At 27.7% G+C, this 21786-nt stretch carries 22 protein-coding genes and 1 riboswitch; of the genes, 3 read left to right on the forward strand and 19 right to left on the reverse strand.

The annotated features are described in order from the left end of the window. Window position 1: 1 nt before the first annotated feature. From SPJ33_RS01300 to SPJ33_RS01345, 10 genes are all read right to left on the reverse strand, one after another. Window positions 2-664, reverse strand: coding sequence for a cobalt-factor II C(20)-methyltransferase (locus tag SPJ33_RS01300; RefSeq protein ID WP_321116152.1), 663 nt, complete (start codon window positions 662-664; stop codon window positions 2-4). Continuing rightward, entirely contained in the window at window positions 665-1243 is a 579-nt protein-coding gene (gene cbiT, locus SPJ33_RS01305) for a precorrin-6Y C5,15-methyltransferase (decarboxylating) subunit CbiT (protein ID WP_321116153.1), read from the reverse strand. Window positions 1244-1259: 16 nt separating this feature from the next. Then, complete coding sequence (cbiE, locus tag SPJ33_RS01310) at window positions 1260-1862, reverse strand: precorrin-6y C5,15-methyltransferase (decarboxylating) subunit CbiE (protein WP_321116154.1); 603 nt, start codon at window positions 1860-1862, stop codon at window positions 1260-1262. Continuing rightward, a complete protein-coding gene (cbiD, locus tag SPJ33_RS01315; protein ID WP_321116155.1) occupies window positions 1863-2954 on the reverse strand; it encodes a cobalt-precorrin-5B (C(1))-methyltransferase CbiD in 1092 nt (363 codons plus the stop codon). Window positions 2955-2962: 8 nt separating this feature from the next. After that, window positions 2963-3586: a precorrin-8X methylmutase gene (locus SPJ33_RS01320; RefSeq protein ID WP_321116156.1), complete on the reverse strand. Its 624-nt coding sequence runs from the start codon at window positions 3584-3586 to the stop codon at window positions 2963-2965. Window positions 3587-3612: 26 nt separating this feature from the next. Then, window positions 3613-4920, reverse strand: a complete 1308-nt coding sequence (locus SPJ33_RS01325; protein WP_321116157.1) for a cobyrinate a,c-diamide synthase — start codon at window positions 4918-4920, stop codon at window positions 3613-3615. Between the two features lie 27 nt (window positions 4921-4947). Beyond that, window positions 4948-5781, reverse strand: a complete 834-nt coding sequence (locus tag SPJ33_RS01330; protein WP_321116158.1) for a sirohydrochlorin cobaltochelatase — start codon at window positions 5779-5781, stop codon at window positions 4948-4950. A gap of 144 nt (window positions 5782-5925) precedes the next feature. Then, window positions 5926-6117: riboswitch (cobalamin riboswitch) on the reverse strand. A 116-nt stretch (window positions 6118-6233) separates the two neighbouring features. Continuing rightward, window positions 6234-6887, reverse strand: a complete 654-nt coding sequence (locus SPJ33_RS01335) for a putative ABC transporter permease (RefSeq protein ID WP_321116159.1) — start codon at window positions 6885-6887, stop codon at window positions 6234-6236. 117 nt (window positions 6888-7004) lie between these two features. Further along, the gene (locus SPJ33_RS01340; protein ID WP_321116160.1) at window positions 7005-7685 is read right to left on the reverse strand and encodes a pseudouridine synthase; all 681 of its coding nucleotides are present in this window, start codon (window positions 7683-7685) and stop codon (window positions 7005-7007) included. 118 nt (window positions 7686-7803) lie between these two features. Further along, window positions 7804-8187: a VOC family protein gene (locus tag SPJ33_RS01345; RefSeq protein WP_321116161.1), complete on the reverse strand. Its 384-nt coding sequence runs from the start codon at window positions 8185-8187 to the stop codon at window positions 7804-7806. Window positions 8188-8360: 173 nt separating this feature from the next. Here SPJ33_RS01345 and SPJ33_RS01350 point away from each other — a divergent pair, with 173 nt between their 5' ends. Beyond that, window positions 8361-8774 (forward strand): EamA family transporter, encoded by a 414-nt coding sequence (locus tag SPJ33_RS01350; RefSeq protein ID WP_321116162.1) that lies wholly within the window; start codon window positions 8361-8363, stop codon window positions 8772-8774. 54 nt (window positions 8775-8828) lie between these two features. Here SPJ33_RS01350 and SPJ33_RS01355 read toward each other — a convergent pair whose 3' ends face one another. From SPJ33_RS01355 to SPJ33_RS01370, 4 genes are all read right to left on the reverse strand, one after another. After that, the gene (locus SPJ33_RS01355; protein WP_321116163.1) at window positions 8829-9437 is read right to left on the reverse strand and encodes a manganese efflux pump MntP family protein; all 609 of its coding nucleotides are present in this window, start codon (window positions 9435-9437) and stop codon (window positions 8829-8831) included. Window positions 9438-9676: 239 nt separating this feature from the next. Further along, on the reverse strand, window positions 9677-10507 hold the full coding sequence (locus SPJ33_RS01360; RefSeq protein ID WP_321116164.1) for a Cof-type HAD-IIB family hydrolase: 831 nt from the start codon (window positions 10505-10507) through the stop codon (window positions 9677-9679). 127 nt (window positions 10508-10634) lie between these two features. Further along, window positions 10635-11609: a calcium/sodium antiporter gene (locus SPJ33_RS01365; RefSeq protein ID WP_321116203.1), complete on the reverse strand. Its 975-nt coding sequence runs from the start codon at window positions 11607-11609 to the stop codon at window positions 10635-10637. A gap of 31 nt (window positions 11610-11640) precedes the next feature. After that, the gene (locus tag SPJ33_RS01370; RefSeq protein ID WP_321116165.1) at window positions 11641-11940 is read right to left on the reverse strand and encodes a metal-sensitive transcriptional regulator; all 300 of its coding nucleotides are present in this window, start codon (window positions 11938-11940) and stop codon (window positions 11641-11643) included. Between the two features lie 161 nt (window positions 11941-12101). Here SPJ33_RS01370 and abc-f point away from each other — a divergent pair, with 161 nt between their 5' ends. Together abc-f and gltS are read left to right on the forward strand one after the other, a co-directional pair. Beyond that, window positions 12102-13658 (forward strand): ribosomal protection-like ABC-F family protein, encoded by a 1557-nt coding sequence (abc-f, locus tag SPJ33_RS01375; protein WP_321116166.1) that lies wholly within the window; start codon window positions 12102-12104, stop codon window positions 13656-13658. Between the two features lie 221 nt (window positions 13659-13879). Next, window positions 13880-15076: a sodium/glutamate symporter gene (gltS, locus tag SPJ33_RS01380; RefSeq protein ID WP_321116167.1), complete on the forward strand. Its 1197-nt coding sequence runs from the start codon at window positions 13880-13882 to the stop codon at window positions 15074-15076. Between the two features lie 52 nt (window positions 15077-15128). On the opposite strand, the gene SPJ33_RS01385 is transcribed toward gltS, so the two are convergent. The 5 genes from SPJ33_RS01385 to aspS form a co-directional block, all read right to left on the reverse strand. Then, entirely contained in the window at window positions 15129-15938 is an 810-nt protein-coding gene (locus SPJ33_RS01385) for an alpha/beta hydrolase (protein WP_321116169.1), read from the reverse strand. A gap of 129 nt (window positions 15939-16067) precedes the next feature. Further along, window positions 16068-16832: a MurR/RpiR family transcriptional regulator gene (locus tag SPJ33_RS01390; protein WP_321116171.1), complete on the reverse strand. Its 765-nt coding sequence runs from the start codon at window positions 16830-16832 to the stop codon at window positions 16068-16070. 313 nt (window positions 16833-17145) lie between these two features. Beyond that, the gene (locus SPJ33_RS01395) at window positions 17146-18864 is read right to left on the reverse strand and encodes an SH3 domain-containing protein (RefSeq protein ID WP_321116172.1); all 1719 of its coding nucleotides are present in this window, start codon (window positions 18862-18864) and stop codon (window positions 17146-17148) included. Between the two features lie 160 nt (window positions 18865-19024). Then, window positions 19025-19810 carry a dimethylarginine dimethylaminohydrolase family protein gene (locus tag SPJ33_RS01400; RefSeq protein WP_321116173.1) on the reverse strand — a complete coding sequence of 262 codons (786 nt, stop codon included), beginning with the start codon at window positions 19808-19810 and terminating at the stop codon, window positions 19025-19027. A gap of 180 nt (window positions 19811-19990) precedes the next feature. Further along, window positions 19991-21784 (reverse strand): aspartate--tRNA ligase, encoded by a 1794-nt coding sequence (gene aspS, locus SPJ33_RS01405; RefSeq protein ID WP_321116174.1) that lies wholly within the window; start codon window positions 21782-21784, stop codon window positions 19991-19993. Window positions 21785-21786 lie beyond the last annotated feature (2 nt).

The following is a 21786-nucleotide window of genomic DNA, read 5'->3' on the forward strand; positions in this document are numbered from 1 at the left end:
CCTATCTATTTGCTATTATAAGTGACATATATTCTTTTGAATTTATTATGTCCTCTCTATTTGTTAATACCTTTTCTCCATCTCTTCCAACTCTTTGTACACATACATAATCAAAGCCTTTTTCTTCAAGATAGTTTACAACTTCTTCTTCTTTTTTATAAACTTTCATTATTACAACATACTTTTCATCTTTTATATCAGAAACTCTACTAGCTGGAAGAATTAAAAGAGGTTCATTTCCTATAACAAGAGTTCTATTTACTAAACTTGCTGCTGCACAAAATGATGTTATCCCTGGTATTGTAGTAACTTCTATACCATTTTCCTTCATATGGTCTAACATATGAATATATGTACTATAAACATATGGATCTCCAATAGTTAAAAAACCTACTGTTTTTCCATTTTCTATTTCACTTCTTATATAATCATAAGCTTCTTTAGCTTTTTCTACTCTATCTTTTTTTCCCATTGGGAAGTGTTTTAATACAACCTTTGTATCATCTTTTATATATTCTTTTGCAATTTCATAAGCTACACTTTCTCCGCCTTCTACTGCAACTGGAGCTACAATAATATCACAATTTTCAATAGCTCTAACAGCTTTAATAGTTAAAAGCTCACTATCTCCAGGTCCTACTCCTATACCGTATAACTTAGCCATCTATTTTTCTTCCTTTCTACACTCTACTATAAATATTGGATTATTTGCCATAAGCATTAGACTTTTTCCTCTTCCTTTGCTTACTTGAAGCATTGTTACATCAACATCATAACCTAACTTTTCAACTACACTTATTGCTTCATAAACATTTTTTAATGTTATAAAATTCATAACAAGCTTGCCTGATTTTTTAAGTAATTTATCAGAAGAAATGAGTATTTTTTCTAAGCTTCCTCCACTTCCTCCAACAAAAATAGAGTCAAATTTTTTATTTTGCTTTAAAAATTCATTTAAATAATCTAAAGCTTCTCCTTTAAAAAGACTTACATTATCACAATTAAATTTTTCAATATTCTTTTCTGTAATATCAATTGCTTCAAAATCCTTTTCTAATGAATATACATTACCCTTATATGCTATTTTTGCACATTGAATTGTGATAGAGCCAGTACCACTACCTATATCTAAGACATCAGAATCTTCTTTTAATTCTAATTTGCATACTGAACTTATTCTGATTTCTTCTTTAGTCATAGGGCAATTTCCTCTTATAAATTCACTATCCTTTATAAAGTTCATATCTTTCCTCATTCCATTAAATTCTTTCTATTATAACAACAGATAATAATTCATATATGTTGTTCATCAATTCCTTTGGAGTTCCTATGCTTATCTTTTCATCATCATATGATAAGTTTTCGCCTATAATAACTCTAGCATCTATACTATTTTCATATAAAATTTCACATAATCTACTTGGATTATTTACTTTATCAGTAAGCCATACAGAGCAATCATTTCCCTTAACATTTTCTAAAAATTCTTCATATCTTCCATGTAAACTTCCTAAGTAAGCCTTACTCCACATGACTTGAACTTTACTGGTTAAATATTGAAAAGAACTTATACCTGGTATAATTTCTATGTTTTCATCTATTTTACTCTTTAAATAATTTGTAATTCCATAAAATGTTGGATCTCCAGATGCTATTATAGACACATCTAAATCCTTATTTTCATTTACATTATCTAATAATTCCTTAAGTGATGACACTGTTATGCTTTCTTTTCCTAAAAACTTTATAGACTGCACTGCTCTATCAAAGCCAATAATCTTATCACTATTTTTTAAAATTTTTAATGCTTTTGGGAGTATATATTCTCTATTTCCAGGTCCAAGACCAACTATATAAATCATTTAATTCTCCTCTATCAATGAATTCCATAAAACTTTAGGATCACATGGATCATAATACATAACTACATCACAATTTATTTTATTATAAGTATAAAGTTCAAGTCTTTCTTTGACCTTTATTCCTATATTTCTATATAAATCATCGAATCCATCACCTAATAATTTCACTGCACCTTCTGATGTTTTTTGTTCTAATACATTCTTTACAAGATTTATATCATATCCTAAAAGTGCAAGTTCTAAAGCTATAACTTCAAGTCTTACATCACTTACTCTGCTATGTGTATTAAAACATCCATAAGCAACCTTACTTACTTTTCCAATATGTCCTACTAAAATTATGTTTTTTACATTTAAATTAGCGCAACATTCTAATGCATATCCAACATAGTTTGAAATTATAACAATTTGATTTTCTTTATATCCAAGCTGTTTACATAACCTTTCACCCATATTACCAAAAGTAAGTACTAGAGTCTCATTATTTATAGCCTTTTGATTTATTTCTAGTCTAACTGATGCTTTTAGTGCTTCTTCTGACATTGGATAGACTATTCCAGTTGTTCCAAGTATAGATATTCCGCCAACTATACCAAGTCTTGGATTAAATGTCTTTTTAGCAACCTCTTCTCCTTTTGGTACAGATATAGTTATTTGGACTCCCTTATCCTCTGGCTTTACCTTTAAAACTTCTTTTTTTATACATTCTCTTGGAACTTTATTTATTGCAGGCTCTCCCTTTGGTATAAAAAGGCCATCTTTTGTAACAACTCCAACGCCTTTTCCACCTTTTAAAACATAGCCTTCATCAATGATTTTAGCTTCTGCCCAGATATCTATACCATGAGTTGCATCAATATCATCTCCACCATCTTTAATAATAGAGCAAGCTACGAAATCTTTTCCTCTTTTTATTTCGTTTATTTGTAAATCAAGTTCTATTCCTTTTGGTGTATCAATTTTTATTGATTTGATTTCCTCATTATTAAATAGCATAAAAGTTGCAGCTTTTGCAGCAGCTGACGCACAAGACCCTGTTGTGTATCCGCACCTTAATTTTTTTCCGTCACTTTCAATATATAAGTCAAGCATACTAATTCTTACCTTTCATAAAGCATATACATAAGGGCATTAATTATTGCAGTTGCAACAGTACTTCCACCTTTTCTTCCATTAACTCTTATGTAAGGTATTCCAAGTTCCTCTAAGCCTTCTTTGCTTTCACTAGCTCCAACAAAACCTACTGGAACTGCAATTATAAGCTTTGGCTTTGCATCTCCACTTTCAATAAGCTCTCTTAATTTAAAAAGCGCTGTTGGTGCATTACCAAAAACAAATATATCAACACCTTCTTTAGACGCAAGTTCAACACCTGCCATTGAACGTGTTATTCCTCTTTCTTTTGATAACTCATGTACCTTATCTAAATTAACATAGCAAGTCCCTTCAGAATTTAATGCACTTAAAGCTCTCTTATTTATTCCTGCTAATATCATATTAGTATCTGTATAAAGTCTAGCTCCATTTTTAAATACTTCTTTAGCAGTTTCTATTGCACCTTCGCTTATTTCTAATAAATCTTTATATTCAAAGTCGGCCGTTGTATGTATAACTCTTTTTACTATAAGTAATTCTTCATCAGTAAAATTATGTTCTCCAAGCTCACTTCCTATAATCTCAAAACTTCTTCTTTCTATTCCCATTGGATCTTTTATATAATTCATAAATCCCACCTACTTTCTAAATTATTTTAATATTTCTTATAACCAACTATCTCTTTAAAGAAATCAATATTTCCTAAGAAATTAACATGTGGATAACCTGCAATAGTATTATTTTTTTTGTATCCGCATACCCACTCAGTTTTATTTCCTAGATAATTTTCTTTGCTTATATTATAAACTGTTTCTTCCTCTAAATTAACTTTTGATTTATGAAATTCATGACAATTAATTGTTAAATCTTGTTCATTATTATTTAAAATTAATGTTGAATATCCAAATCTTTGAAGCCTAGTTGTCATTTCTGCATTCCCATTAAAGAAACCAACCATTTCACTTCCATCTATATCTTGAGTAAGATACATAAGCCCTCCACATTCTGCAAAACACCTAAGACCATTTTCTAGAGCTTTTTTTATACTTTTTCTCATAGATATATTTTTTGAAAGTTCTTCTTTAAAAACTTCTGGATAACCTCCACCTATGTATAAAAAATCTAAATCTTTTGGTAGTTCTTTATCATTTAAAGGGCTAAAATACTTAATCTCTCCAATTTGTTTTAATAGTTCTATATTTTCTCTATAATAAAAACTAAAGGCTTTATCTAAGGCAACTCCTATTTTTATATCCTTATATTCTAAATCGTATTTAATACTTTTTGCCTTATATTCTTTAAATTCATCTACAAGGCTATCAATATCAACATACTCTTCTAAAAGTTTACTTGCATAATCTATCTTTTCTTTAAGGTTAGAAACTTCTACGCTTTGAACAAGTCCAAGATGTCTGCTCTTTAAACTTAACTTTTCATCTTTTGGCATATAGCCAAATACCTTTATATTGCAATGTTTTTCTATAGCAGCCTTTAACATAGTGTAATAACTTGGACTTATAGAATTTAATACTACTCCAACAATATTTGCATTTTTAAATTCTTTTAATCCATTTATTTCAGCACATAAAGTAACACTTTGAGCCCCTGGAGTGATTACAAGTAAAATTGGCATATCACCTAATTCTTTTGAAACATGATATGTAGAAGCAAAAGTAGATATACCTTTGCCATCATAAAGACCCATAACTCCTTCAATAACTCCTAAATCACTTTTTCCTTTTGAATAACTATAGTTTATTCCATCTGTTCCCATTAAAAATAAATCTAAATTTCTTGAAGGCTTTTTAGTTATAAATTCATGGAATGCTCCATCTATATAATCTGGACCAACCTTAAAGCCTTGAACTGAAAATCCTTTTTTAATTAAAGAATTCATTAAAGACAAAGTAAAGGTAGTTTTTCCTCCTCCACTTTTATTAGAAGCAATAATTAAAGATTTCATTATTTCTTTCTCTCTTTCTTTAAAAAATTATTTTCCTAACTTTTTAGTTTTTCCAACACCTAAATATGTATCATTTATCATATCTTCTATATGATCTATATATATCTTTCTAAATGCTTTAATCTCTCCAAGTCCATGAATATGTGTTTCTACTTCAAATCCATTTTCCTTTAAAATCGTTTTCCATGAATCGTCTTCATCTGAAGCCATATCATTTCTAACATGGTCTCCTGCAACAACCATTAATGGTACAAGTTTAACTTTTTTAATATTATTTTTATTTAGTCTTTTTAATACGCTATTTAAAGTTGGATATCCTTCAACTGTTCCAACAAATGCTCTTTCAAAGCCTTCATCATAAAGCATTGTTTGAAGTGCTCCATAAGCTGCATTAGAATAGTGTGCACTACCATGTCCAAATAAAACTACTGCTTCATCTTCCTTACATTCTAATAATTCTTTTATGCTATCTATAAATATCCCATAATCATTTGGCATATCCTCTTCTCCTTGATAAAAGAAAAGTGGTCTTCCAAACTTTATACTATTAAAGTACTTTTCAAATCTTTCCACATTACCTTTTACATAATCATATTCTTCCCCAGGTATTATGTGAATAGGTTGAACTAAAACTTCATCATATCCTAAATCTTTTATCTTTTCTAAAACTATCTCTGGTGTATCAACTTCCATGTTATAAACAGATTTTAATTTTCTTATTATCATATGTGAAGTAAAACTTCTAAATATATCATACTCTTTAAAATTTTCTTGTATTTCCTTTTCAATCTTCTCAATTGAATTTTCCAACGCGTCTAAATAACTCGTTCCAAAACTTACTACTAATATTGCTTTTCTCATAACTCACCTCAAAAAACATTTAAATTTATTGGGATTTTTAAAAAAGCACTTTTATCTTTAAGGATAAAAGTGCTTTGTGTACACAAAAATAAGATAGAGCTTTAAAATCTACCAAAACTTTATCTATCGTACTTCCCTCTGAAGAATAGCTAATAAGTCTTAGGCAGGTTTCCTGACTTTAGGGTCATCCTTACTTAATCCTTCCCAATATTAAATCATATTAGTGGCTTTATTTAAGCTTGTCACCTTTTACAGTAGCGGGGGCTGTAATGGATTTTCACCATTTTCTCTTTTAATAATTTAAATAAATTATTCACCTAAAACTATAAATTATTTAGTTTTGCTATCTTTTATTTTCTAATTACATATTACATTATATATTATATTTTTCATTTATTCAACACAAAACAAAAGGATTAGACTTAAAAATCTAATCCCTTTTATACCTTTATTTAACCTTTTTGATTTGGGAAAATCATATTTGGATATACTTTTTTCATATATGAATTTGGATAATGCTCATCTAAAAATCTATCAATTGCATTTGTAGCTTTAACATGATCCATTCTTGCAACTTCTCTTCTTACTGCTAATGCAGATAATATAATATTAGGTACCATTATTATTATAAATATATAAGTCCAAATCTTTATAGCTTTACTTGAAATCTTATTAAAAAATTTATCGATTAAAGGATAAACTTCTTTTATAAATAATACTCCTAATACTCCCCAGAATATACAATATTCAACGCTAGTTCTTCCACCTATACTTAAATTATTACTAGTATAATCCCAAGAAATTGTTCCTACCATCTTTTGTTGAGCCCATGAACATAAATATTCAAATGCTCCACCTGCAACTGCACTTATTAAAAATACTATAATTCCTCTTGTATGCAAAAACTTATACAATAATAAACTAAGAAGAGCACTGCCTATACCATATACAGGACTAAATGGACCATATAATAACCCTTGTCTACTTTCAAAATACCCATTTGTTATATAGCACCAAAGCATTTCAACACAGTACCCTAAGACACACCCTATCATAAAAATCCAAATCAATTTGTAAAAATTCATTTCTTTCTTTAAATCAAACATAAAATCTCCTTTTTTAATTAAATTTTTAATATCTAAAATAATATCATCATATTAAGTATTAATATGAAAGAGATTTTTAACTTTCTTTAAACTTTTACTTTTCCTATATTATATGTATTAGTGCATTTTAAGTTTTTCTATTTCTTCTAAGGTAAGATTACGCCATTTCCCCTTATCTATCCCATCTATTTTTATATTCATTATTCTTATTCTTTTTAACTTTATAACTGTATATCCAAAAACTTTAGTCATTCTTCTTATTTGTTTATTAAGTCCTTGAGTAAGTATTATCCTAAATGTATCTTCATTTATTCTAGTAACAGTGCAAGGTCTAGTCTTAACATTAAGTATTTCTACTCCATTTGCCATCCCTTCTAAAAAGCTATCATCAAAAGGTTTATCAACCTTAACTATATATTCTTTTTCATGATTATTCTGGGATTCTAATATTTTATTTGCAATTTCACCATCATTAGTCATTATTATTAATCCTTCAGATTCCTTATCAAGTCTTCCTACAGGAAATATATATTTTCCATAATTCATAAAGTCAATTATATTATCTTTAACTTCTTTAGCTGCTGTACAAGTTATTCCCTCTGGTTTATTTAATGCTATATAAACTTTTTCCATAGGCTTTAGAGGTTTATTATCTAAAAGTATTTCATCTGTCTCTTCTACCCATTGCCCTTTAGTGCAAAGCTTCCCATTTACTATTATTCTTCCATCTTCAATAATCCTATTAGCTTCTTTTCTTGAACAAATTCCATAGTTACTAAGTAATTTATTTATCCTCATCTAATATCCTTTCCTTTAATTAAAGTTAATTTTCATATAATGATACTTTAAGTAAATTTACTTACTTTTATATATTATAAGATAAAAAAAGTGCAGCATATATACTACACTTTAAATATTATTTTTGTCTTATAACTTCTATCATATATCCATCTGGATCAGTTACAAAATAATAATGTGGCTCTTCTCCTGGAAGTCCTTTTAAATCAGTAACCTTATAATCAAGTGAAATATGTTTTTCTCTCATTTCTTCTAAATTTTCAACTCCAATAGCTATGTGGCTAAATCCATTTCCTAATTCATATGGTTTTTCAGGATCATAGTTATAAGTAAGTTCTATTTCATAACCACCAACTTCATTTGATAAATAAACAAGAGTAAATTCATTTTCTGGAAAATCTTTTCTTTTTGTTTCTATAAGTCCTAAAGCTTCCTTATAAAACTTTAATGACTTTTCTAAATCCATAACTCTTATACATGTATGTAACATTTTTACTGACATAAAATAATATCTCCTTTATTATGTTTTAGTTTATTTTATCATAAAAAGTCAATTTAAAGTATATAGTTAGATAAATTTATATAAAAGCCTTTAATATAATGATTTCTATTTTAATTTATCTTTTAATTTATGGTATAATATATTCATAATTTTACATATTATGGAGGTTTTTTATGTGGTTTTTCTATGCCATCTTATCAGCCTTATTTGCTGCAATCACTTCAATCTTTGCTAAAATAGGAATTAGCGGAATAAGCTCTAATCTAGCAACTGCCATACGTACAATTGTTGTTTTAATCTTAGCATGGGCAATTGTATTTATAACAGGAAGTCATAGAGAAATTAAAAATATTTCAAGTAGAAGCATGTTATTTTTAATCTTATCTGGACTAGCTACAGGCTTATCTTGGCTATTTTATTATAAAGCTATTCAAATGGGCAATGTAACAAGCGTTGTTGCTATTGATAAATTAAGTATTATAATAACAATTGTTTTAGCATTTTTCATACTTAATGAACAAATTACGTTTAAATCAGTTATTGGAGGAATCTTAATAGCTTCTGGTACCCTCTTTATGGTATTATAAATTTTAGTAAAAAAGTGTATGATTTAATCTACACTTTTTATCTTTTTAATATATCTATCTTAGGTGTTCTAAAAGTATATTAAGACCTATTAAGATTAATATTACTCCACCAATGATTTCAGCATATTTTTGTAAAATGCCACCTAGCTTTCTTCCTATAAATACAGCTATTAAACTTAATACAAAAGTTGTTATTCCTATTATAAAAATAGAAGGTATTATACTAACATTTAAAAATGCAAAGCTTACACCTACTGCAAGTGCATCTATACTTGTTGCTATTGCAAGTATTATTAAATTTTTAGTGCTTACTTCATTATTTTCAAGCCTTTCACCTTCAACTGAAACTTCATCTATAACGTCTTCATTTGCAGACTTTTCTTCATCTTCTCCCTTTATTGATTCATAAATCATTTTACCTCCAATAAAAGCAAGAATGATAAATGAAATCCAATGGTCAAATGCTTCAATATAATCTTTAAAATATCTACCTGCAAACCAACCTATAAATGGCATTAAAGCTTGGAATCCGCCAAAAAATATTGCTATTTTTAAGGCATTTTTCATTACATTTTTCTTAAGGCTCATTCCTTTTGCAATTGCAACAGCAAAAGCATCCATAGATAGACCAATTCCGGTCATAAAAATCGCTAGAAAACTCATATGTATATAACTCCTTTTTTTAATTTTTACTCACCCTATATAAAAAAGGAGACTTACGCATAGCATAAAACTATGCATAAGTCTCGTTATTCAATATTAAGCCAGAACAGACTCTTGTTCAATATGTTGACTTAATAACTCCCTACAAATTATTTCGAGCTAACTACTCCCCTATACAAAATGAGTATATTTTAAATTTTTCATATAATATGGTAACAGATTTCCTTTATGAAATCAATTTATTTATTTAAAATAAATTGATCTATAGCCTTTGCTACTCCGCTATTTTCATTACTTTCTGTTACATAATCTGCATACTCTTTTATATCATCTGGTGCATTACCCATAACTACAGTAGTTCCAGCTTCATAAAACATTGATAAATCATTTCTACTATCACCAATACACATTATTTCATCTTTTTTTATTCCAAACTTTTTGGCTAACATCTTAACTGCATTTCCTTTAGATGTACCTTTTGCCATAAATTCAGCACATCCACTCCATGAATAAACAATATCCACATAATCTTTTAACTTTTCTATATCTTCTTTAGCATCTTCAATTTTTGTACTATTTTTAGTTTCTATTATTATAAGCTTTAATATATCAGATCCATATTTAGAAAATGCTTCTTTAAAATCATCTACTTCATAAAATTTAATTTTTTCATCTTCTGTTACCCATTCATTCATCTTTCTATGACTATCATCATCTGGAATTTTTGTATCACTTATTATTCCATATGGAGTATCAAAATAAGCTAAAAAATTATGCTTTTTTATAAGTTTATAAATTTCTTCTAAAGCTTCTTTATCTAATACTGATTTAAATATGATTTCATCTGTATCTTTTGCTCTTATATAAGAGCCGTTAGAACATATAAGCGGTGCTTTTATGCCTGTAATTTTAGCATATATCCTTGCTGATGCAAACACTCTTCCTGTTGATATTGCAATATTAACTCCTAATTCTGTCGCCTCTTTAAGAGCTCTTTTATTTTCATCACTCACTTCATGCTCTTTATTTAATAAAGTCCCATCCATATCAATACACACTAATTTATACATAGCTTCTTACACTCCCACCTTTTCATAATTATAAGATATAATATAAGTTAAATATATTATTTATACTCCATTTATATATTTTTTAGTATTATAAAATTTTTTTAGTCCATTAATACTTATCTCTATATTAATTTCTCATTATAATATATAAAAGATATATTATATATAAAAGTACTAAAATCAGCCCTTTAAATCTAGTTAATTTATTTATATCTTTATCTTTATTTAAAAATATCATAATCCCTATAATTAATGTTACTGCTATTAAAAATAATAAATCTATGTAAAGATTTCCCGCTACAATTATAGGATTAATAGTTGAAGATAATCCTAAAATAAGTAATATATTAAATATATTTGATCCTAATACATTACCTAGTGCAATCTCTGTCTCTCCTTTAAGAGCTGCAATTATAGATGTTACAAGTTCTGGAAGTGATGTTCCCATAGCTATTATTGTAAGACCAACTAATTTTTCACTCATTCCTATAGAATATGCTATATTAGTTGCTGAATTAACTACTAATTCTCCTCCTAAAATTATTCCAACTACTCCAATTACTATTTTTATAATATTTTTTCCAATTTTTATATGACTTAAATTTTTTCTTTCTATATCTCTAATATCTGAATCTTTATTTTTAAATACCTCTCTTATTAAAATAACTATATAAGTTATACATAGTAACAATAGGATTAATCCATCTAATCTTGATAGTAATCCATCTTTTCCATTAAATCTTAATCCAAAAGAAAATATATATAAAATAAATAATACTAATACATTAACTAAAAAATCTCTTTTAACAATATTTTTTCTAATCATAAGAGGTGTAACAAGCGCTGTCCCCCCAAGTACAATTAATGTATTAAAGAGATTTGAACCAAGTACATTTCCTATTGCAATCCCATTATTTCCTTTAATTGCTGATATTGAGCTTATTGCAAGTTCTGGCGCACTTGTACCAAGTGAAACTATTGTAAGCCCAACTATAACTGAAGGTATCCCTATATTTTTAGCTATATTTGATGATCCATCAACAAATATATCAGCACCCTTTATTAAAAAAATAAACCCTATAATTAGAATAATTGCATTTATAAAATTATTCATATTTCATTCTCCAATATACCTATTTCACAAAGTTATTTATCTTTTTAACTAACCCTTGAACCTTTTTTTGTTCATCTGACCCTTCTTCAAAGCCTAAACAATTTATAGCATAATTTTCTATAATCAATCCCCCAACATTATTTATAGCAGATCTTATAGCTGAAACTTGAACTAATATATCTCCACAGCAAGTATTTTTCTCCATCATACCTTGAATCCCCTTAACTTGACCTTCTATTCTTTTTAATCTATTCATTATATCTTTTCTAAGCTTTTCATTATGCTCATCGAAAATTAACATATCTCTATCATTTTCCATTTATAATATCCTCCTTATACCTCCGGGTGGTATTTTCTTATTATTATATTCTACATTATTTTTTCTAATTTTAGAAGTCATTAATATTGTACACTTTTTCTTTACAAAATATAATAGTGATATTAAACTTATTCTTAGCAATACAATTTTAGGAGGAAAAAATGAGTATAGTTACTGTTAAAGATATGAACCATGGATTTGGTGATAGAGCTATTTTTGAAGATGTTTCTTTTAGACTTTTAAAAGGAGAACACGTTGGACTTATTGGTGCAAATGGTGAAGGTAAATCTACTTTTATGAATATAATCACAGGAAAACTTATGCCTGATGAAGGAAAAGTTATTTGGTCAAATAATGTACGTGTTGGATATATGGATCAACACGCTGTTTTAACTAAAGGTACTTCAATTAGAGATGCTTTAAGAGAAGCATTTAGATATCTTTTTGATTTAGAAGCTGAAATGAATTCACTTTATGAAAAGATGGGTGAAGTATCAGAAGATGAACTTAATAAAATGCTTGAAAGAACTGCTGTTATTCAAGATATGCTTGATAATAATGGTTTTTATATGATAGATGCAAAGGTTGATGAAGTTGCAAAAGGTCTTGGTCTTTTAGACTTAGGACTTGATAAAGACGTAGATGATTTATCTGGAGGTCAAAGAACTAAAATATTACTTGGAAAACTTCTTTTAGAAAATCCAGATATATTACTTCTAGATGAGCCTACTAACTACTTAGATGAAGAACATATAGAATGGCTTAAGAGATACTTACAAAGCTATGAAAATGCATTTATACTTATATCTCACGACATTCCATTTTTAAATGATGTTGTAAATTTAATATATCATGTTGAAGAAAGAAAGCTTACAAGATATGTTGGTGATTACTACGAATTTAAGAGAAAGCATGAAGAAAATAAAAAGAGACTTGAAATAGCTTATGAAAAGCAACAAAAAGAAATAGCAAGACTTGAAGACTTTGTTGCAAGAAATAAAGCAAATGTTGCTACAACTGGTATGGCAAAATCAAGACAAAAGAAATTAGATAAGATGGAAAGAATCGAACTTACAAAAGAAAAACCAAAGCCTGAATTTAATTTTAAGTTTTCAAGAACATCTGGAAAAACTATATTTGAAACTAAAGATTTAGTAATTGGATATACTACTCCTTTAACAAAGCCACTTAATCTTTATATGGAAAGAGGTCAAAAGATAGCATTAGTTGGCGCAAATGGTCTTGGTAAATCTACTCTTTTAAAGAGCTTACTTGGTAAAGTTAAACCATTATCTGGTGAAGTTTTACTTGGAGATTATCAAAATATAGGATATTTTGAACAAGAAGAAAGAGAAGAAAACAATAATACTTGTATAGAAGAAGTTTGGAATGAGTTCCCAAGCAAAACTCAATATGAAATAAGATCTGCTCTTGCAAAATGTGGACTTACTACTAAACAACTTGAATCTAAGATAAGAGTTTTATCTGGAGGGGAAGCTGCAAAGGTAAGACTTTGTAAAATACTAAATACTGAAACTAATATACTTATCTTTGACGAGCCTACTAACCACTTAGATGTTGATGCAAAAGATGAACTTAAAAGAGCTTTAAAAGAATACAAAGGATCAATACTTCTTGTATCACACGAACCTGAATTTTATAAAGATATAGTTACAGAAATTTGGAACTGTGAAGATTGGACTACTAAAATAGTTTAATTATATACTTATTTAAAAGGTCAATATTATATTGGCCTTTTATTTTTGTGTTGTTTTATTAATTTTTAGCTTTATGTTGAATTTATGTTAAAAACCTTTTATTTTTTTCAAAAATATTATAAAATAGATATTAAAATGTTTTATTCATAAGAGTAATAATTCAATATTTGTCGTATAGTTTGTTATTATGAATTATAATTTTCAAAAAAGGAGGTAAAAATATGGAATTAAAATTTGATATATTCCAAACAATGGCATTAGCCACGATAATATTTTTTATAGGTAAACTTTTAAAAAATAAAATATCATTTTTCTCAAAATATTGTATACCAGCACCAGTAATAGGAGGTTTGCTTTTTTCAATATTAGTACTTATCTTAAAACTTACTAATACAGCAACAATAACTCTTGATACTACACTTCAGAATATTTTTATGACTGTATTCTTTACTAGCATTGGTTTTACTGCTAGTTTTAAAGTATTAAAAAAAGGTGGTATACATCTTATAATTTTTCTAATAATAGCAACTTTATTAATAATCTCTCAAGACATTTTAGGTGTATCATTAGCAAAGTTATTTAATTTACATCCACTACTTGGTCTTTGTACTGGATCTATTCCTATGGTTGGTGGACATGGAACTGCAGGTTCTTTTGGACCACTTTTTGAAGGTATGGGAGTTAAAGGAGCAACTACAGTATCATTTGCCTCTGCAACATTTGGATTAGTTATGGGTAGCTTAATAGGTGGAATAGTAGCTAAAAATTTAATTGAAAGATATAAGATTAAAACCCCTAAACATAGTGATGATCATTCTATACCAATGAGTGATTTTCATCAAGAAAATGATGCTATTCTTTGCAATGAAAGACTTATGAAAGCTATGTCATTAATATTCATTGCTATGGGAGCTGGTTCAATAATTTCAAAATTTCTTCAAGATTTAGGACTTACTTTTCCTTCATACATAGGTGCTATGTTAGCTGCAGCTATTATAAGAAATATATGTGATATAAAGAACATATCTTTAAAAGACAAAGAAATCGAAGTAATAGGTAATATTAGTTTATCATTCTTCTTATCAATGGCTCTTATGGGATTAAAGCTATGGGAACTATTTGATTTAGCATTACCCATGATTATAATGCTACTAGGTCAAACTCTTCTTATTGCATTCTTTGCTTATGTTATTACATTTAGAGCTATGGGAAAAGATTATGAAGCTACTGTTTTTGCATCTGGTCTTTGTGGATTCGGTATGGGAGCTACTCCTAATGCTATTGCAAATATGGATGCATTAACATCTAAATTTGGATTTGCTCCAAATGCTTATTTTACAGTTCCTATTGTTGGCTGTTTATTTATAGATTTTATAAACTCAACTGTCATAACTTTATTTGTAAATTTCATTCACTAAAATAAATAAATTACATAATAAAAGAGCTAAATTTCTTTAGCTCTTTTTTCTTTTATTTAGATAAAAATTCAATAAACTTCTTATTAAATTCCTCTAATTCATCATAAAATAAACAATGACCACTCTTTTCAAATGTATATAATTTTGAACAATATATATTCTTATTTAATTCTAGTGCAAATTCAAAAGGACATACTTCATCTAATATGCCATGAAATATTCCTGTTGGAACATCTATACATTTTAAATCATCAAACATATTTTCATCTCTAAGTGATATAGCTGTTTTTATAGTTGAATAACCTGTAGATTTTAAAGCTATATTAGAAAACCATTCTTTAAATTCTTTGCTTATTTTGCTTGCAAAAAGCTTATTTCCAAAATCACTTATGGTTTTAGGTTTATCTTCATATATTCCTTTTATAATATTATCAACTTCTTCTTTAGATAATCCATATGGATATCCTGGATATTTTGTAAATGATGGTGCTGCTGCTCCTAAAAGTGCAAGTTTTGATACCTTATAACCTTTATGCCTTGCCATGTATCTAATTGCTATTGCCCCACCCATAGAAAAACCAGCAAGAGTTAAAGATTTTACATCTATATTTTTTATAACTTTATATAAATCATCTGCTAAATCATCATAGTAATATCCATCAAACGGTTTATCTGAATTACCAAAACCTCTAAGATCTACTGATATACAACGAAAATTATATTTAGGTAATATATTATACTGATATTCAAATATTTCGCTTGTAAATGGCCAACCATGAATAAATAATACACTATGTCTTCCACTTGGATTTATATCATTTACAGCTATCTTAACGTCTTTATTAACTTTTTGATAATACATTTTTATCACCTCTATTTATTAATGATATATTTAAGATTATAAAAAGAGTATATCTTTAAATAAAATTTAGTTTTATCTAAAGATATACTCCATTTTTACTATATATTTATTCTAATTTTTATATAGATATTATAAATAATTATCACTTTTTATTTTATATTTTTTTATAAATCTTTTTATTATAACATCTACAGCAATATGAAGGTTTAATCTAGTATCAGCATCATAATCTGATATTTTAGGATCTCCTGCATAAATAACATATTTGCAAAGTCTTTCAAAAGTAGATTCTCTAGACTCTGTTATAAGTACAACATCTATGCATTTTAAATTTGCTTCAACAAGTACTTCTAAAAGTTCTGCAGTTTCTCCACTTTTTGAAAATATAAATACAAGGTCTTCATTTCTTTTTAATAGTTTACTAGATAATTTCATAAACCTTGGATCATTATGATGTTCTGTTGGTATCTCTAATAGTTGCAATTTCGTTTCAAATATACTTGCTATATAATCATTTATACCCATACTATATATAGTAACTTTCTTGCAACTTGCCATTTTATCAATTATCTCTTCTTGCATACTTTCTATTATAACTTTATAGGTTTCCATAATATAATCTATATAAGAATCGCCTAAAAGTTCTTTTTCATCTTCTATAATGTCATTTTTCCCAAAATAATCATCCTTAAATTGAACAAAACTTTTATAATGTAATTTTTTCGATAATCTATGAACAGTACTTGTACTTATTAAAAATTCTCTTGCTATATTTTCTATAGTAAATGTTTTATATGAAAATTTATTAGTATTATCTAAAAGTTTATTTAATAAATCTTTCTCAAGTACACTTAAATTTTTATTATATATTGATATTTTTCTATTTAAATTCAAATAACCACCTCTTCTATACCAACTAAATATACCACATTAACTTTACCATAGAATTATTTTTTTATCACTACTATACATTTATAGTAAGTGTATTTTAGAAGTATTTTGACCTATCAAAGTCAAATTTTTAATTATTAGTTCATAAATTATTTTAATAAACAATATAAAAATCAATATATTATTTTGTTATACACTAACTATATTAATTCTATTAAAACAAGATTTAAACTCTCTAAAAAAAGTGTTAATTGTTTTATAAATGATAAATTTAAGTATAATAAAAAAGACTATTACTAAGTAATAGTCTTTTTTATTAATTTAAAACTCTTCTAACTCTTCCTATTCTGCTCCAAGGTACACTTGCAATTTTTACATAATCATGTGATTTTGGTGCTTCTATCCATTGTCCATTTCCTATATACATACCAACATGTTGAAGATTTCCATAGAATAATAAATCTCCAGGTCTAGCATCATTTACTGAAACTTCTCTTCCTGCATTTATTTGGTCATACGTAGAGCCACCGATATTTATACCAATTTGTCTAAAGCCCCAATACATTAAGCCTGAACAATCAAATGCTCTATATCCGCTATTTATATATCTTGATGGGATATCATACTTTCCTTGTGCAGCAGCACTTGGATACATATTCTTAAATGATCTTAAACTAGATGTAGTTATAAGTTCACCTTTTCCTCCCCAAATATATGGTGAGCCAATTTGTTGCTTTAATATATTATAAATTGATTCAAATGAGGCTGATGCTTGTGATGAATTCGCATCATTTTTATCTACTAATTTTATATATTCTGAACTTGCATATCCTACCTTGCCATTTGAATTAATTTTATACCAGTTTCCATTTCTTGCTGTAACTTTAAAAGTTTCTCCTGGGAATAAATATCCTACGACTTCACTGTTTGCATCTGGTGATTTTCTAAGTCTTAAGCTCGTTGAAACATTAACTAATTTTCCATATTCATTAAGTACTCCATCATCGCTTATATTACTTCCGCTATTTCCATTATTATTACTTGATTGTCCAATAACTTGTACATAATCTTGATGAATATATCCAGTACCATTAGTATGTTTAATCTTATAAAAGCTTCCTGATTTACCTAGTATATCAAAAGTTTGTTCTGCTAATAAATATCCTACAACAGGACTATTTGTGCTTGGTGCATTCCTAACTCTTAAATTTGAGCTAACATTAATAACCTTACCTCTTCCTGATGCACTTTGTAAATTACTGCTATCAGTGTATCCATCTTCTCCTTGAGATAAGATTTTTACATAGTTTTTATGAATATACCCATTAATACCTTTAGCTTTTATCTTATACCAATCGCCTGTTCTTCCAGTTATATCAAACTCGTCTCCATTTGAAAGATATCCAACTATTGAATAACTAGTTGATGCTCCACTTCTTATTCTTAATCTAGTTGTTACGTTTGTAACTTGTCCAACTTTACCACCTAAATCAGTAGAATTGCTACTACTATTATTGCTTCCATTTATTTCTTGAACATATTCTCCTGATATATATCCAATTTTCCCATTAAAGCTTATCTTATACCATGATCCTGATTTTGAAATTATATCAAAAGTATTTCCTTTGTATAAATATCCTATTACAGAATGAGAAGTTGATGCTCCACTTCTTACTCTTAAGCTAGTTGTTACATTTATAACTTTTCCTTTTTTTGAAGAATTGGTAACCGAATTTGTATTACTTTCACCTTCTTTTATATAATCTCCATGTACATAGCCTATTTTTCCATTAAAATCAATTTTATACCATGACCCTGTTTTTTCTATTATATTTACCTTTTCTCCATTATGTAAATATCCTAATACTTTTGAATTAGTATTTGCACTTGATCTAACTCTAAGGTTGGTTGATACATTTACTACATGTCCAATTTTATGTTCACTAGCATGAGATTTGACCGTACCATGCATTAATATAGATGCAGTGCATGCAGAAGTAGCTAGCATTATTGCCATAACCTTCTTCTTATTCATAAAATCACTCCTATATATCCAAATTATAACACTCTACTTCTATATTCTACCTTATTTTGATTAATATTTAAAGATTTTTTATTTCTTTTGTTTAATTTAAACATTATATGGTTATTTATGAATATAAATGCTAAATACTATATGTAATTATGTTTATAATCTACATCATAATTGGTAATGTACTACAAGCTATACCTCCCCCAAGCTTTATCATTTCATCATATTCACAACAAAGAACCTTATATCCAGCTTTTCTTAATATTCTAGTCGTATCAGTATTACTACATATTACTTTCTTTTTTCCAATTACTAATACATTAGCGCCAAGATTATCTGCACTTTCATTTGGTATGTAATATAATTTTTTTATTCTCTTTTTTATTTCTTCTATATCATATACATATTTACTTATTAAAGCAGATTTTTTATCTAATATATTAAATACGCAATTTAAATGTGTTTTATTATCTGAATCAAATTTTATAGGTATTACTTCATACTTTAAACCCTTCTTTTCTATATATTCTCTAAGTTCTTCTATTGCAGCTTCAGTTGTTCTTTGACTTATTCCAACGAATATAGTTGAATTGCCAATTACAACATCTCCACCTTCTATACTATTTTCAAATATATAATGATTCATTTTATTTTTCTTTGCAAATTCTATAAGCTTTTTAGTTTCCTTTTTTCTGCTTGCACTTCTCATATTGCTAATAAATATAGTATCATCTAACATAAAACCAATGTCTCCAATAAATACTTCACTACTACTATTTTCAGTATTTAAAAAATAATATTTTATATCTTCTGAAGATAATATATTTAATAAATTATTATACTCATCAAGTGCTTTTTCCTTACAAAAAATACTTTTATGTCCACTATTACTATCAGCAATCTCTATAAATGTTGGATATCTCATTAAAATATAATCTATTTCATTCATATTAAATTCCTCTTTCATAACTATTTTATAATAATCTTTATTTTAATAAATCTTAATATAAAATAATTCGTCAATTTTCTTCTTATTTTAGCATATTTATAAGCTTTTTTGTATGTTTTTATTGATTATATTAATTATTTGCAAATAAAAAGATACCGTAAACTGGTATCTTTTTATTTTCTATTCTCTATTTTCTTCTCTTAATTTTATATCTATTCCTAACTCTTCAAGTTGTTTTTCATCAACTATATTTGGAGCTTCACTTAAATAGCAATATGCATTTTGGTTTTTAGGGAATGCTATAACGTCTTTTATGTTTTCAGTTCCTGCTAAGAACATTATCATTCTATCTAAACCAAACGCTAATCCGCCATGTGGTGGTGGTCCAAATTTAAATGCTTCTAATAAGAATCCAAATCTTTCCCATGCTTCTTCCATAGTAAATCCTAATGCCTTAAACATTCTTTCTTGAAGCTTAGTATCGTGTATTCTAATTGATCCTCCACCAAGTTCTTCTCCATTTAAAACAAGGTCATATGCTATTGATCTAACTTTTCCTGGATCTGTTTCTAAGAATTCTAAGTCTTCTTCCATTGGAGCTGTAAATGGATGGTGACATGCAGTATATCTACCTTCTTCTTCACTATACTCAAATAATGGGAATTCTGTAATCCAAGTAAAGTTAAATTCATTTTTATCTTTAATTAAATCAAACTTCTTAGCAAGCTCTAATCTTAAAGCACCTAAACTTTGGAAAACTACTGAATTTTTATCAGCAACTATTAATACTAAATCTCCAGTTTTAGCTTCAGCAGCTTCTAAAAGCTTAGCCATTTGATCTTCATTTAAGAATTTAGCTATTGGAGATTGTATACCATCTTCTTTAACCTTAATCCATGCAAGACCTTTAGCTTTATATGTTTTAACAAATTCTCCAAGTCTATCGATATCTTTTCTTCCCATTGAAGCTCCACCTTCAACACAAAGTGATCTTACTGATCCTCCATTTGAAAGTGCATCTGAAAATACTTTAAAATCAACATCCTTTACTGCTTCTGAAAGATTGTGAATCTTCATTTCAAATCTTAAATCTGGTTTATCTGAACCATAGCTTTCCATAGCTTCTTTAAATGTCATTCTCTTAATTGGAAGTGAAACTTTATGTCCTAATACTTCTTTAAATACGTGAGCTATTAAACCTTCATTTAATGCCATTATATCTTCTTGATCTACAAAGCTCATTTCTAAGTCAACTTGAGTAAATTCAGGTTGTCTATTTGCTCTTAAATCTTCATCTCTAAAACATTTAGTTATTTGATAGTATTTGTCAAATCCAGATACCATTAATAATTGTTTAAATATTTGTGGTGATTGAGGAAGTGCATAAAACATTCCTGGATAATTTCTTGAAGGAACTAAGTAGTCTCTTGCACCTTCTGGAGTACTCTTAGTAAGTATTGGTGTTTCAACTTCTAAGAATCCATTGTTATCTAAGTAATCTCTTATTGCTTTTGAAGCTCTATTTCTTATGAAGAATATTTTTTGCATATCTGGTCTTCTAAGATCTAAATATCTATATTTTAATCTTATGCTTTCAGCTGCATCTAAATCTTCTTTTATATATATTGGAGGTGTTTCTGATTCTGAAAGAATTTTTATATCCTCACACTTTAATTCTACAAGACCTGTTTCTAAATCTTTATTTGGAGCCTGTCTTAATACTATTTCTCCTGTTACTGCAACGCAGTATTCAGGTCTAACTCCCTTTGCCTTTTCAAATATTTCTTCTTCTACATCATCGCCAAATACAACTTGCATTATTCCAGTTCTATCTCTTAAATCAATAAACTGTAATCCTCCAAGCTTTCTATTTCTTTGAACCCATCCCATTAAGGTAACTTTTTTACCTACATGTTCTTCTCTAGGTTCACCACACATCATTGTTCTTTTTAAACCGCTAAGCGCTTCTGCCATAT

It is taken from the genome of Clostridium sp. (genome assembly GCF_034179595.1).
Classification (GTDB): Bacteria; Bacillota; Clostridia; order Clostridiales; family Clostridiaceae; genus Clostridium.